At 69.6% G+C, this 13,621-nt stretch carries 15 protein-coding genes and 1 tRNA gene; 10 read left to right on the forward strand and 6 right to left on the reverse strand.

What is annotated here, in order from left to right:
- The 4 genes from EV655_RS15655 to EV655_RS15670 all read right to left on the reverse strand — a co-directional run.
- On the reverse strand, positions 1–533 hold a 533-nt coding region (locus EV655_RS15655; protein WP_243645102.1), incomplete at its 3' end, for a helix-turn-helix domain-containing protein.
- A 137-nt stretch (positions 534–670) separates the two neighbouring features.
- Positions 671–2,020 (reverse strand): hypothetical protein, encoded by a 1,350-nt coding sequence (locus EV655_RS15660; protein WP_132546309.1) that lies wholly within the window; start codon positions 2,018–2,020, stop codon positions 671–673.
- Positions 2,017–4,356 (reverse strand): hypothetical protein, encoded by a 2,340-nt coding sequence (locus EV655_RS15665; protein ID WP_132546310.1) that lies wholly within the window; start codon positions 4,354–4,356, stop codon positions 2,017–2,019. The genes EV655_RS15660 and EV655_RS15665 overlap by 4 nt, the downstream gene beginning before the upstream one ends.
- 340 nt (positions 4,357–4,696) lie before the next feature.
- Positions 4,697–4,879, reverse strand: coding sequence for a hypothetical protein (locus tag EV655_RS15670; protein ID WP_132546311.1), 183 nt, complete (start codon positions 4,877–4,879; stop codon positions 4,697–4,699).
- A gap of 142 nt (positions 4,880–5,021) precedes the next feature.
- Here EV655_RS15670 and EV655_RS15675 point away from each other — a divergent pair.
- The 3 genes from EV655_RS15675 (at position 5,022) to EV655_RS15685 (ending at position 7,967) form a co-directional block, all read left to right on the forward strand.
- Positions 5,022–5,098, forward strand: a tRNA-Arg gene (locus EV655_RS15675).
- 818 nt (positions 5,099–5,916) lie between these two features.
- Positions 5,917–6,627, forward strand: coding sequence for a response regulator (locus EV655_RS15680; RefSeq protein WP_132546312.1), 711 nt, complete (start codon positions 5,917–5,919; stop codon positions 6,625–6,627).
- Positions 6,624–7,967: an ATP-binding protein gene (locus EV655_RS15685; protein ID WP_132546313.1), complete on the forward strand. Its 1,344-nt coding sequence runs from the start codon at positions 6,624–6,626 to the stop codon at positions 7,965–7,967. The genes EV655_RS15680 and EV655_RS15685 overlap by 4 nt, the downstream gene beginning before the upstream one ends.
- A gap of 57 nt (positions 7,968–8,024) precedes the next feature.
- On the opposite strand, the gene EV655_RS15690 is transcribed toward EV655_RS15685, so the two are convergent.
- Positions 8,025–8,645, reverse strand: coding sequence for a cytochrome b/b6 domain-containing protein (locus EV655_RS15690; RefSeq protein ID WP_243645103.1), 621 nt, complete (start codon positions 8,643–8,645; stop codon positions 8,025–8,027).
- 14 nt (positions 8,646–8,659) lie between these two features.
- A complete protein-coding gene (locus tag EV655_RS15695; RefSeq protein ID WP_132546315.1) occupies positions 8,660–8,959 on the reverse strand; it encodes a PepSY domain-containing protein in 300 nt (99 codons plus the stop codon).
- A gap of 173 nt (positions 8,960–9,132) precedes the next feature.
- Here EV655_RS15695 and EV655_RS15700 point away from each other — a divergent pair, with 173 nt between their 5' ends.
- The 7 genes from EV655_RS15700 (at position 9,133) to EV655_RS18905 (ending at position 13,465) form a co-directional block, all read left to right on the forward strand.
- A complete protein-coding gene (locus EV655_RS15700; RefSeq protein ID WP_165905372.1) occupies positions 9,133–9,402 on the forward strand; it encodes a PepSY domain-containing protein in 270 nt (89 codons plus the stop codon).
- Positions 9,402–10,073, forward strand: a complete 672-nt coding sequence (locus EV655_RS15705) for a response regulator transcription factor (RefSeq protein WP_132546317.1) — start codon at positions 9,402–9,404, stop codon at positions 10,071–10,073. Before EV655_RS15700 ends, EV655_RS15705 begins: the two co-directional genes overlap by 1 nt.
- Entirely contained in the window at positions 10,070–11,416 is a 1,347-nt protein-coding gene (locus EV655_RS15710) for a sensor histidine kinase (protein WP_132546318.1), read from the forward strand. Before EV655_RS15705 ends, EV655_RS15710 begins: the two co-directional genes overlap by 4 nt.
- Positions 11,417–11,502: 86 nt before the next feature.
- Positions 11,503–12,627 (forward strand): cytochrome b/b6 domain-containing protein, encoded by a 1,125-nt coding sequence (locus EV655_RS15715; protein ID WP_132546319.1) that lies wholly within the window; start codon positions 11,503–11,505, stop codon positions 12,625–12,627.
- Positions 12,624–13,013: a DUF1924 domain-containing protein gene (locus tag EV655_RS15720; protein WP_132546320.1), complete on the forward strand. Its 390-nt coding sequence runs from the start codon at positions 12,624–12,626 to the stop codon at positions 13,011–13,013. Before EV655_RS15715 ends, EV655_RS15720 begins: the two co-directional genes overlap by 4 nt.
- A gap of 17 nt (positions 13,014–13,030) precedes the next feature.
- Positions 13,031–13,186 (forward strand): diheme cytochrome c, encoded by a 156-nt coding sequence (locus EV655_RS18900; protein WP_243645104.1) that lies wholly within the window; start codon positions 13,031–13,033, stop codon positions 13,184–13,186.
- A gap of 9 nt (positions 13,187–13,195) precedes the next feature.
- Positions 13,196–13,465: a hypothetical protein gene (locus EV655_RS18905; protein ID WP_341540305.1), complete on the forward strand. Its 270-nt coding sequence runs from the start codon at positions 13,196–13,198 to the stop codon at positions 13,463–13,465.
- The last annotated feature ends 156 nt before the right edge of the window (positions 13,466–13,621 follow it).

Here is a 13,621-nt window from a genome sequence, read left to right on the forward strand (position 1 = left end):
GGTAACGGGCGGGCTTGGGCTTGCTCATGCCACCCGTCTAACCGCATGGATTCGTGATGTGAATCCTTCACGGCGAGAGTTCTGCAACAATGCCCCTTGAAGCCCTTCGTCAGATGCGGTTTCAGTCCTGCCTCGGCCCAGATGCGCCCCACGCTCGATGGCGAGATGCCCACCGCCTCGTCCATGGTCGACCGGCTCCAGTGCGTGGCATCGGGCGGCGTCTCCTTAACCGTCATGGCGATCACCTTCAGCCGCGTCTCCCTCGGCAACGTCGGCACCCGCGGGGGCCGGGTCTTGTCGCGCTGCGGCCCCTCGATGCCTTCGTCGAGATAACGCTCCTGCCAGCGCCAGACCGTTGGCTTCGACGTCCTGGCGCGCCGCATGATCTCGCTGGTGCCGCAACCGTCGGCCGTCGCCAGCACGATCTCCGCACGCCAGACACCCTTGCGCGGCGTGTTTCGATTGCCGCAGAGCGCCATGAGTTGCTCGCGATCAGCGGGGCCGAGATACAGGCAGATGTCGTAACGTCTCATGCCTCCATAGTGACACAACCACTCACCGACGGGAGTCTTCCGTCAGGTGGCGAACACTGGCGCAAACCCGCTCCTTGAAAAAGCGCAAGCAGCCGAAGGCCGGCAGACCGCCCCGCGCGGGCAGATCCTGTTCCCGGCTATCCGGGCCAGCCGTCGAAGGCCGAGGGGTTGGCAACGGTCGCGGTGACCCCTTCGCAGGTCAGTGTGCGCCCCATCGACAGGTAGCAAGTCACCAGTCCCTCGTCGGGCACGTCGAGATACATCACCCCGTCCGGACCCCCGGTGAAGGTTCCCGTGGCCGTGTGACGTTCGACCTCTCCGGTCACTGCCGTTATCAGCACGAAGCTCACGGTGACCCCCTCGCGCCCGGGTTCGCGTGCGCCGACATTCCAGAACTCGAAATTCGCCTGCGTCGAGCCATAGGATTCCTCGACCAGGAAGGACGCGGTGACCCGCTGGGCGCGGAACCCGGTTTCCTGGTCCTGTTCCACGGCCATCCGTTCGGCCTCTTCGCGCATGCGGTCCGCGGCCTCCAGACGTGCCTCCGCCTCGTCCGGATTCCATTGCCGATAGGGTTCGCGCGCGGCGTAGTCGCGGATCATGCGCTCGTAATGCGCGTGGTCGATCTCGCCCAGGCGCAGCCGCTCGTCGAGGCTTTCCAATGCCTTGCGGTCCTGCCAGACCTTGCGCAACTCTGCCACATGGGCTGCTTGCTCGGCTGGGCTACGGACCTGGACAAGGCCGGTCGTCCTGTCGACATACTGGTCTTCGGCAAGCACGCGCATCCTGCCATCGGTGCCCAGAACCTCGATCTTCTGCATCCAGGGCGTGCTGCGGTAGCGTTCGTCATATTCCCGCTGGCGTTCGTCGGCCTCGACGCGTTCGAGTCCCGGCTTGATGTTGCGATCGTGGAATTCCGTGGCAAGCGTGGTGCCGACAATGCCACCGACGGGCCCGCCAAGTGTTCCAACCGCGCCGCCTCCGAATTCCAGGGTCTTCTTGATGACATCATCGACGATGACCGTCTTCGCCCCGGTCGTGTCGCCTTCCCACAGATACCCGGCAGTCTTCGCGACGGTGGACGTGACATCCATCGCCTTCAGCAGATTTCCGGCCTTGCCGATCCAGTCGGCGCGCTTGGCGTTCTGTGCCGCGCGGTCGCCCAGTTCGGACGATTTCAGGTCCAGCTTGATGTTCCTCCTGTCCTTCCAGGGGATGCCCTTGTCATAGGCCTGACGCTGCATGTCGGCCAGTTTGGCCTCGATCCGTGCGGCGCTGTCCGAGAAATGCCCGCCCGTGAATTCGACGACCTTTCCGACATCCGCGCGGGTGACGATATCGCCGCCGCGGATCAGGGCGTTTTCGGTCGGGCCGATGGCGATCTCCGTGCCATGCGACAGCACCGCCGTATCGCCCGCGTTCTGCGCCACTGCGGGCAGGGGCGACAGAGCCAGGGCAATCAGCGCGACGGCGGCAAGGCGGTTCATTTCACGCGCTCCTCGATCAGGTCGAGATTGCTCTGAAAACCCGAAAAGGTCAGCAGGCTGGCAGAGGTTAGCGGCGCGTCACCCGAGGCGGCCGCTTCGACGGCGATGAACAGATCGGGGCGGTCTTTCGCATGCAGGATCAGCATCGCCCGCCCCTCGGCCCCACCGAAGGCGGCGGGCCGGAATCCGTGCCACAGATCGGCGGGCAGGCCCTCGAAAGCGCGCCGGTCGGTATCCGACAGCCCCTGCGCCCTGCCCTGCGCCAGCCCGAACTCGCCGTAAAGCGCGTTCCAGGCGTCCCGCGCGGCGGCGGCCTCGCTCGTCCCGGCCTCGACGACGGTCATGGCCTGGACCTGTGACCGGGTCCAAAGCACCATCGCAAGTGTGGCCAGCACGCCAAATCCCTCTTCGTCATGCCCGCCCCAGGGGCAGCTTTCGGACCCTGCACCCGCGGCGCAATCGGCCCCCAGCGCGGCATGGGTGCGCGCGGCATTCAGCCCGAGCGCGACCGGCGCCGACAGGCCCAGCACCTGCCAGCCCGGCGCAGCGTCCAGCGGGGGGGCGAGGCCGCGCAGAGGGGCGCCCGGTACCATCTCCACGGCCTCGATGCGCTCGAAGGCGGCATCCCATACCGTCAGCAGGGCGATATCGGCGAAGGGATGGTAAAAGGCGGCAACCGGCGCGGCGCTGCCCAAGCCGTACAGCGAGGTGATGGCGCCCCCCAGCACCGGGGCAAGGCGCTCTGCCCGGCCCTCGGGGTCGAAGATCAGGGCGATCTGCGCGATCTGAAGCGCCGCCCCGTCAGAGACCCGATGGCCGAGCGCCTCGATCGGCGATCGTGCGGCGATCTGGCGGAATGCTTCGGCGCGGCCGAATGCCCTGGCGGGGTCGATGGCGGCTTCGCCGGACGTGGTATCCGCGCCCAGTTCCAGCACCCTGACCGAGAGCCCGTTTGGTCCCGGCTCGATGGCCATCACGGCGCGGCGGGCGGGATCGACCAGGGCGAGGGGGGCGCCCTGGGCGGCCTGGGCGCGTTGCGCGGCGAGGCCGAGCAAGCCCGCGGCGCCGCCGCGCGGATCGACCGGCAGGGTCACGGCATAAAGCGCAAGCGGCCCGCAGCGCGCGCCATGCTGCGGGGCAAGGCCGAGTTCCGCAAGCGCCCCGCTGGCCGCAAGCCCGGCCGGGTCCGCCGGGGCGCAGTCCGCCTTGCCCAGCAGCGCCCCGACCTGCGCGAGCACCGCCTCCCAGCCCGGCGTGGCGGACGGTGTTCGCGGGGCGGGGCCGGTCTGCGTGGGCGTCTGCGCGGGCGGCGGGTCCGCCGGGACCGCGGCCATGGGGGGTGGGGCCTGCGGCGGCCGGAGCTGTGCCATCGGCGTCGGGACGTCCGGGCTGTCGGCATGATGGCGCTCGGGGGCGAGGGCGACGCTCTGGCGCACGCCCTCCAGCAATGCCACCAGATACGCCCCGGCCTCGGGGTGATGGACCTGCAGCACCAGCACCGCGCGGTCCGCGTCGCCCGCCCGCGACAGCGTGGCCAGCCCGCGCTCATAGGGCAGGCTCAGACCGCCGATGGAATAGAGCCGCGCCAGGACCGTCGTGCTGCGCCCGGGCAGGCCCGCCAGCGTCACATCGCGCTCGGCCTCGATCTGGCGCGGGATCACCGCCTCGCGATACAGCAGCGTCTCGTACTCGGCCAGCACCTGCGCCGCATCGCGCCCACCCTGCGGGCGGGCCACCGCCACCTGCACCAGCGCATCCGCCCCCTGTGGCATCAGCGCGATCAGCCGCAGCCCCGGCAGATCGGCGCCGTAGCGGCTCCAGCCTTCGGGCACATGCAGCGCAAGCCCGCTGGCCGGGTCGGTATGGTTCGCCGCCAGTCCCGGCCCCGATCCCGGAGCCGATACCGCTGCGGCCGCCTGCCCGGCAAAGTGCACCTGCCCGGCCAGATCCAGCAGCTGCGCCAGCAGGGCGGCTGGGTCCATCCCCTCGCCTTCCAGCCGCAGGATCAGCCGCTCGCCCTCGGCATTGGCATGCTCGAAGACCACGCTGGCGCTGGCAAGACGCCCGATCCGCTGCGTCTGCACCAGCGCAGGCCCGGCGGGAAAGCTGCGCATCTCGAACAGAAGCGTGTCGGGTTCGGGCGCCAGCGGCTCGTCGGGGAACCACCAGAACGCCATCAGAACCTCGCCCCCCGGCCCGGCCAGATCAACCCCGTGATCGCGCGCCGCGCCCGTCACCGCCCAGCCCAACGGAAGCGAAACCGTCGCTTCGCCCAGAGAATAGGGATCAAGGGGGTCGGCATGCGCGGGCAAACCGACCAGGGTGCAGACCGCCAACGGCGCTATCGGAGCGATTGTCGCGGCGCATATCGTTGCAAGGCCCAGATGAACGGCCGCACTGATCCGGCGAAGACCGCTTCCCGACATGTCACTCTCTCACCGCGCTAACGATATTGGCCCGGACCACGATCGAAACGCCGACATGGACCGAATTCACGCTGTGACGACGAGCAGGGGAAGGGCAATGATCTGGGTCAACAGGCGCGGGGCTTCGCCTTGCACGCCAAGTCGGTCGGACACGGCGCGGCGGGCCTGAGGGAACCGGGCCCACCGCGCCGCCCGGGACCGGCGGAGTTCACTCCGCCGGCTAGAGTACGTCCATGGCCTCGCCGCCCTCTTAGGTCTGGAATTCCTTGCGCAATTCCGCGCCATAGGCGCAATAGGCGGCGGGATCATAAGTCGCCAGCGCCATTTCGCCGCCCTTGATGATGCCATAACCCGCTGTCCACGAAACCGGTAGAAGGCCACGGCGCGCGATTACCTTGAAGGCGTCGAGGAGGACGTTTAAAGGTCGTCCCACGCACAAGGACCCATAGCTCAGCTGGATAGAGCAGCCGACTTTTAAGCGGAGGCTCTGGGGCCGAAAAGATGAGAGGAAACAGGCGGGTAGATTTTCCGGTGCGCGTTGCGAACCGTTTTCCGAACCGTTATCACGGCGTCACGGCCCCGTAGCTCAACTGGATAGAGCAAGCGCCTTCTAAGCGCTAGGTTCCGGGTTCAAGTCCTGGCGGGGTCGCCAACTCCCTTCCCTCAAGCCATTCAAATCTGGCACATATCCGCCATTGCTGCTACTCAGGCGCTGAAATTGATTTCAGCGTGGTTGGGCAATGGGCAGGGACTACAAACAGGCTATCGCGGCAAGTGGGCTCACGATCTATGACCCAATTAAAGTTGGCGACCCAGACCTGTGGGTTCCCACGCCCGAGCTTGAATCCCTGCTTGATGAGCGGCTGCGCGGCATCAGTCTAGCCGGGTACGCACTTAGGACGCGGTCGAAGGTCGTCAAGGAGCACGTCTGCCGCGCACTGGGCTACCCTGTGCCCCCGAGTTTCAAGAAGACACAGCCGCGCTTTGTGGGCCAGATGTTCGATACCTATGCCCAGAAGGCAAACAACCTTCAAGTCTGGAATGAGGAGCTGTCCCCGTCGCGCCGCTACGTGATCCTGCGTGTTGACGAGGCGGACCAGGTTGCGCGCGTGAAGGTCGTCAACGGCGAGGAACTGGCGCAGCTCGACACGACCGGGACGCTGACACAGAAGTATCAGGCACGGCTTGTCCCCGGGGACCCTTGCATCGTCCGAAACGGGGGGCCGCGGTCGTGTCTCCTTCCGCCCGTCCGCCGTTCCGCCAGTCGGTTGCGCCGCCGTCGGCCCTGCGAGAACCGCCAGAACCAGAAGCGACAGCCCGAACCTGCCTGCGGCCTTCATGGTGTTTATCCTTTCGACGGTTCCGGTCTAAGCTGCGGGTGTATCGACCGTATCCCGGCCGCGTCGGAGAGTGTCGCACTCTGTCGCAGTATGTCGCAAGCGGCGTGGCGGGACCTGCCGGAGGCATCCCATGGCCGAGCCCCAGTTGCCCTCGGTTCTGATCGTTGATGACGACCAGGAGTTGTGCGATCTCCTGCAGACCTATCTTGAAACGAACGGGTTCCGGGCACGCTCGGCAGGCGACGCGGCAGGCATGCGCGCCGCGGTGGCGGCCCGGTGGCCTGACGCGCTGGTGCTCGACCTGATGCTGCCGGGCGAGGACGGGTTGTCGATCCTGCGCCAGATCCGGGCCGAGCGCGACGTGCCGGTGCTGATGCTGTCGGCCCGCGGCGAGGACATGGACCGGATCATCGGGCTGGAGGTCGGGGCCGATGACTACATGGCCAAGCCGTTCAACCCGCGCGAGCTTCTGGCGCGGCTGCGGGCGCTCCTGCGCCGCCAGACCGGCCCCCAGACGGCCGGCGGCACGGAATTCCGGTTCGGCCCCTTCCGGCTGGACGTGGCGGCGCGGCTGCTCTGGCGCGGCCCGGACGAGCTTGCGCTGACGACTGCGGAATACGACCTGCTCGAGGCGTTCGTGCGGCACCCGAACCGGGTGCTCACGCGCGACACCCTGATCGACCTGATCCAGGGCCACGACCGCGACCCGTTCGACCGCAGCATCGACAACCGGGTGACGCGGCTCAGGCGCAAGATCGAGGCCGACGCGGGTGCCCCGCACTATATCCGCACGGTGCGCGGGTCTGGCTATCTCTTCAATCCGGCGGGCGACCGGTCATGAGCGCGCCCAGCCTCGTTCGGCGGCATACGCTGTGGATGACCGGGGCGTTCGCCCTGTTCGAACTGCTGCTCGCGGGGCTCTTCGTGGCGCTTGTCGCGATGCCGATGCTGCTGCGGGCGGCGGACGATTTCGCGGGGCTGATGGTGCTGGCGGCCCAGACATGGTCCGAGCTGCCACCCGAAACGCGGCCCGCGCTGGAGCGGGAACTGCGGGAGAGCCACGGCCTGGTTCTGGCGCCTGCCATCGACTACGACCCGGTCGCGGAGTTCCATCCGCCCTGCATCCTGTTTCTCGAGGCAGCCCTTGCCCGGCGCAGCGGCGACCGGGTCCATCTCCATCGCGAGGAGCGTGACGGCGAGGCCTGGTATTGGGCAAACCTGCCCGCCGGTGCGCAAGAGCTTGCGTTCGGCTTCCCGCAAAGCCGCTACAACAGCGAGCCCGAGACGGTGATCGCCCTCGGCGTCGTGGCCGGGCTCGTGCTCGCACTGGGGCTGTCGGCCTGGATCGCGCGGCGCCTCACGCAGCCGATCCTGCGACTGGAACGGGCGATGGCGACCTTCGGGTCGGGAGGCGACGCGCCACTCCTGCCCGAGGACGGACCGCGCGAACTGGCCTCGCTCAGCCGGCATTTCAACGGCATGGTATGGCAGATCCGCGATCTGCTGGCCGCGCGCACGACCCTGCTGGCCGGGGTGTCGCACGACCTGCGCTCGCCGCTTGCCCGGATGCGGCTGTCGCTGGCGCTGATGCGCGGCTCGGCCGAGGCGGCGCATCTGGACCGGCTCGACCGCGATGTCGAGCGGATGAACGTGCTGATCGGGGACGTGCTGGACCTTGCCCGCGGGCTTGGCCGCGAACCGCCGCAGCGGCTGGAGATCGCGGCGCTGTTCGAAGGGGTCGCTGCGGATCACGCCGGGCCCGACCATCCGGTCGAGATCACGCCCGTTTCCGGCACGGTGGCCGCGCCGCCGCTCGCGCTGCGCCGCGCGCTGGGGAACCTCTTGCAGAATGCGCTCCGCTATGCGCCCGGTCCGGGCATCGCCCTCGTTGCCCGGCGCGAGGGCGGCACGGTCCGGCTGGGCGTGCTCGACCGTGGTCCCGGCATCCCCGTCGACCGCCTGCAGGTGATGACGGAGCCCTTCCAGCGGCTCGACGATTCCCGCAGCCCCGCGACCGGAGGCGCGGGACTCGGGCTTGCCATCGCCAAGGAACTGGCGCGGGCAAACGGCTGGGTGCTGGATCTTCAGAACCGCGGGGGCGGCGGCCTCGAAGCCTGGATCGGGATTCCCGAGACGAGGGAGGCGGGGATCCCGGAGCCGGTGTCCGGACGTCCCGATTGACCGGCCGACAGGAGGGCCGCAGGCGGGGCGCCCGCGGCCCGTCGTCTCGCCCGCCGATCAGGGTCTCTTGTCGCCGGAGATCATTGCATGGGCCAGGTTCTCGCGATGGACCATGCTGGCCCAGGCCACACCGCCGAGATGCAGCAGGATCAGCACGAGCGACAGGGTGGCGGCGGATTCGTGGACCTCTTCCCAGACGGTCTCGCCCCCTTCGTGCTCCTCCTCTCCATGCGCCTCGTGGTCATCAGGTGCGCCATGCTCCGCGCTTTCGCCCTGCGCGATCACCCTGGCAAGCGGGCCTTTGCCCTCCTCGGCGGCCAGCGTCGCCATGCCGGAAAACGCCGTGACGCCCAGCATGGCCAGCAGCGCCACGGTCATCGCGCCGCCGGCCGGGCTGTGGCCGAGATGCCGCTCGGCCTTGCCCGAGACCAGCCCCTTGAGATAGGCGACGACCTTGCCCGGCCCGGTCACGAAATCCGAGAACCGGGCGCGCTCCGGGCCGATCAGCCCCCAGAAGACACGGAGCAGAACGGTGGCCGCGATGGCATAGCCGGCCCAGGTGTGCAGCCATTCCGGCTCGCCCTCGGTCAGATAGGCGGTGGCGAACGCCGCCACCAGCACCCAGTGTCCGATGCGCACCACCGGGTCCCAGACCCGGATCAGAGCGGTCTCTTGCATGGTTTGGTTCGCCATCAGTCAGCGCCCCGGCCGGACCGTTCGGCGGGGGCGCCGGTGGCCGGGTCGAGATAGGCCTCGACCACCATCCCGTTCGCGTCGCGCATCTTGACCTCCCAGTAGCGGCCATCCTCGCGCTCGGCTTCGAGCACGGTGTACCCTTGGTTCTCCAGCTTCTCGATCAGCTCGGCCAGCGGCATCCACTGGGCCGATTGCGTCATGGCCTGCGGCGTGTCGGGCGCGGCCTGCGCCGCACCGAGGGCGGACAGTCCGGCGGCCGTGGCCAGTACGGCGGTGAACAGAAGCGTGCGTTTCATTGGGATTTTCCTTTCCGGTTCGGGTGTGCCGGCACGCAGGCCGACGGCTGTAACGACGTTCTATCCCGGCGCACCTGACACGGGCCTGAGCGCGCTTGTCAGCGTCCTGTCAGCCGGGGCAGTGTAGAGATGTCGCCATGAAACATTCCGTTCTCCTCTTCGCTTCCGCGCTCTTGCTCGCTGCCCCCGCCGGGGCGGAGCGCGACCGCGACCACGACCGTGCGCGCGCGGCGCTGGAACGCGGCGAGATCCGGCCCCTGCACGTGATCCTGCCCGGGGTGGAGGACCGCTTCGACGCCCGCCTCCTGGAGGTCGAGCTGGAGCGCGAGGACGGCCGGCTGGTCTACGAGATGGAACTGATCACGCCCGCCGGCCGGATCGTCGAGGTGCTGGTCGATGCCGCCTCCGGCGATGTGCTGGAGCATGCGTTCGAGGACGACTGATGCGCGTGCTGACCGTCGAGGACGACCCCCGGATCGCGGCCGACCTGTCCGCCGCGCTCGGCGCCGCCGGTTTCCGGGTCGAGACCTGCGGAGACGGCGAAGAGGCATGGTTCCTTGGCGACACCGAGGATTATGGGCTGGTGGTGCTGGATCTCGGGCTGCCGGGGCTCGACGGGCTGAGTGTTCTGAAACGTTGGCGGGCGAATGGACGCGAGATGCCGGTACTGGTGCTGACCGCGCGCGGCACCTGGACCGAACGGGTCGAGGGGATCGACGCGGGCGCCGACGACTACCTGCCCAAGCCCTTCCGCATGGAAGAACTGGTGGCGCGTGCCCGCGCGCTGGTGCGCCGGTCGGCCGGGCGCGGCAGCGCGGTGCAGGAGGCGGGCGACCTCGCGCTCGACACCAACCGGATGACGGTTTCCTTGCGCGGCGTGCCGGTGCCGGCCACCGCGCTGGAATACCGCCTGCTCGCCTACCTGATGCTGCACCGCGACCGCGTCGTGCCACCGACGGAACTGCTGGAACATCTCTACGGCGACGACGATTCGCGCGAGGCCAATGCTCTGGAGGCGCTGGTCGCGCGGCTGCGGCGCAAGCTGGGGCCGGGCGTGATCGGCACACGGCGGGGCTTTGGCTATTTCCTCGACGGCGTGGAAGACGCGCCATGACGCGGCTGTCGCTGCGGCTGCGGCTGGCGCTGGCCGGGGCGGTCGCGGTGACGCTGGCGATCGTCGTGTCGTCGCTGGGCCTTGCCGCCCTCTTCGGCGCGCATGTCGAGCGCCGGGCGCTGGCCGAGCTGTCGGTGCAGCTCGACCAGGTTCTGGCGGGGGTGGAGCGCGGGACCGATGGCGCGCTGGAACTGGCCACCGATCCCGCCGATCCGCGCTTTCGTCGGGTCTATGGGGGGCTTTACTGGCAGATCGCAGCCGAGGGGCAGGTACTGCGCTCGCGCTCGCTCTGGGACTACGAGATCCCGCTTCCCGCGGACACGCTGGGCGACGGGGCCGAGCATGTGCATACCCTCGTTGGGCCTGTGGACCAGCCGCTTCTGGCCATCGAGCGCAGCGTGACCCTGCCCGCGCGGCTGGGCGGTGGCGTGATGCGTGCGGCCGTGGCGATGGACCGGACCGCCCTGGCGGTGGCGCGCGCCGATTTCCTGCGCGACCTCGCGCCCTATTCGGCAGTGCTGGCCGCGGCGCTGATCGCCGCGGGCTGGGCGCAGATCGCCGTGGGCCTGCGCCCGCTTGGGGCGATCCGGGCCCGCGTTGCCGACATCCGCTCGGGGCGGGAGCGGCGGCTGGGCGCCGATTTCCCGGCCGAAGTGCAGCCGCTGGCGGCCGAGGTGGACGACCTTCTTGCGGCGCGGGAACAGGAGGTCGAGCGTGCCCGCACCCGTGCCGGTGACCTCGCGCACGGGCTCAAGACGCCGCTTCAGGCGCTGATGGGCGAGGCGGGGCGGCTCAGGGCCGGGGGGCGCGGCGCCGCGGCCGATGCGGTCGAGGAGATCGCCTGCGCCATGCGTGCCCATGTCGACCGCGAACTTGCGCGCACGCGCGTCGCCATGCGGGGGCGCCAGGCCCGCGCCGATCTCGCCGACGCCGTCGCCGGGCTGCTGCGCGTGATCCGCCGAACCGAGGACGGGGCGCGGCTTGACTGGCGCGTGGATCTGCCCGAGGGGCTGATCGCCGCCGCCGATTCCGCCGATCTCTCCGAGGCGTTGGGCGCTCTGATCGAGAACGCCGCGCGCCACGCCCGGTCCTGCGTGGAGATCGCCGGACGCCCCAGCGGCCAACAGATCGAGATCGTCATTCGCGACGACGGTCCCGGAATCGCCCCTGACCGGATCGAGGCACTGATGGCGCGCGGCGCGCGGGCCGACACGCGCGGCTCGGGCCTCGGTCTCGCCATCGCGCGGGACATCGTCGAGGCGCTGGACGGCACGCTTGACCTCAGCGCCGCCGATCCCGGGCTCGCGGCGCTGCTCACCCTGCCCGGAGCCGATCCTTCCTGACACTTCGCTGACAGGCGCGGTCAGGCCCGCGTCAGCCAGCCCGTGCGAAGACCGCGCGACGGTTGCCCGGTGGAAGGTCAGCGCCCATGTCACCCCGAACGAGTCTCTCCCCGTTCCCCCTCGTTCCCGTCTGGGATGTCTGGGTTCGCCTGTTCCACTGGGCGCTTGTCCTCTGCATCGGCGGGGCGGCCCTCACCGGCTTTCTCGCCGATGCACGCTGGGCCGCGGTGCACCTCGCCTGCGGGTTGGGGGCCGCCGCGCTCGTGATCGCGCGGATCATCTGGGGCCTCTACGGCACCGCGCATGCGCGCTTTGCCGATTTCCTGCCGCGCCCCGCTGCGCTGGTCGCCCATCTTCGCGGCACGGACGGCCGCCATCGCGGCCACAACCCGCTGGGCGCGCTGATGGTGCTGGCGATGTTCGCCGCCATCCTGGCGCTCGCCTTCAGCGGCCTTGCGATCCTCGGCGGCTGGCTGCGCCTCGGCCCGCTCGCCGCCGATCTTGGCACCGAGGCCGGCCGCGCCGCGCGCGCGGCGCATGAGGCCGTCGCCCTTGTCGTGCTCGCGATGATCGCGCTGCATGTGGGCGGCGTCGTCGTCGAAAGCCGCCGCGAAAGCGAAAACCTCACCCGCGCCATGCTGACCGGGCTGAAGCAGGTGCGTCCCGGCGACGCCTCGCCCGCCGAGGCGACGCCAAAGGGCCGCCGCGCGCTCGTCGTGCTCGCCGGTCTCGCCGCAACCATCGCCCTTGCCGTCGCCGCACTCTCGGCGCGGCCCGCGCCGAACCTGCCGGTCGCCGAAATCGATCCGCTGGTCGCCGCGGAATGTGGCGCCTGTCACATGGCCTACCACCCCAGCCTCCTGCCCGCCAGATCGTGGAAGCAGTTGATGGCCGGGCTCGACGACCATTTCGGCGAGAACGCCTGGGTCGACGCGGGCGACGCCGCCGAGATCGAGGCCTGGCTGACCGCCCATTCCGCCGAGACCGTGGACACCGCGCCCGCGCGCATTTTCGCCCGCACCGATCCCGAGGCCCCGGCCACGCTGACCGAAGCCCCCGCCTGGAAACGCCTGCACGGCGACCTGCCCGACGCGCTGTTCGACCGCGCGCCGATCTTCAGCCGTGCGAACTGCGCCGCCTGTCACGCCGATGCCGCGACCGGCCGCTTCAGCCCGTTTGCCATTTCAATCCCGAAGGAGACCGCCGAATGAAACGACTGATCGCCCTTTTCGTCCTGTCCGCAGCGCCCGCGCTGGCGCAGGATACCTCGCCCGCCCAACTGATCGCCACATACGAGGCCGAGGCCGGCCGCGCAGCCGACCCCGCGGCGGGCGCGGCGTTCTTCATGGCCGACCACACCGGCGGCAAGCCCGAGACGCCCTCCTGCACGTCCTGTCACACCAGGGATCCGCGCAGCCCGGGGCAGGCCCGCACCGGCAAGGTGATCGAGCCCCTTGCGCCTTCGGTCAACCCCGTGCGCCTGACCGAGACCAAGGAGGTCGAGAAATGGCTGGGACGCAACTGCGACAGCGTGCTGGGGCGCGACTGCACCGCCGCCGAAAAGGCCGACATCGTTGCCTGGCTTGCCAGCCTCTGACCCGGAAGGAAGAAACCATGATCCGTTCATTGATCCTCGCCTTCGTCCTCGCCGCCAGCCCGGCGCTGGCCGACGACGACTACATGCCCCCCGTGACCCATCCCGCCACGCTGGAGGAATGTTCCGCCTGCCATATGGCCTATCCCGCCGGCTTCCTGCCCGCGCGGTCCTGACGCGCGATCATTGGCGACCTGGAGAACCATTTCGGCGAGAACGCCCAGCTCGACGCGGCCACCCGCGCCGAGATCGAGGCCTATCTGGTCGGGGCCGCCGCGCCGCGCATCCGGGGCCTGTCGGATACCGCGACGCCGCTCCGGATCAGTGAATTGCCTTGGTTCAAGCGCAAGCACAGCGATGAGGTGACCCCGCGCATGATGGAGAAGGCCAAGTCTATGGCGAATTGCGTGTCCTGCCATCGCGGCGCCGAGCGTGGCTATTTCGAGGACGACTGACGCCCCGCCGGCGGCACGGCCCCGGTGATCCCGGAGTCGCTAGGGTTCGGCATGTGAGGATGCCCCTGAAGGCGTGGATGGAGATGATCTGGGGCGGCTCGATGCGGCGCACCGCCTGTCGTGCCGGACCGCGCGGATCATCCGCCAGAACCGGCG

Source organism: Rhodovulum euryhalinum (genome assembly GCF_004342445.1).
In the GTDB taxonomy this organism is placed as follows: Bacteria; Pseudomonadota; Alphaproteobacteria; order Rhodobacterales; family Rhodobacteraceae; genus Rhodovulum; species Rhodovulum euryhalinum.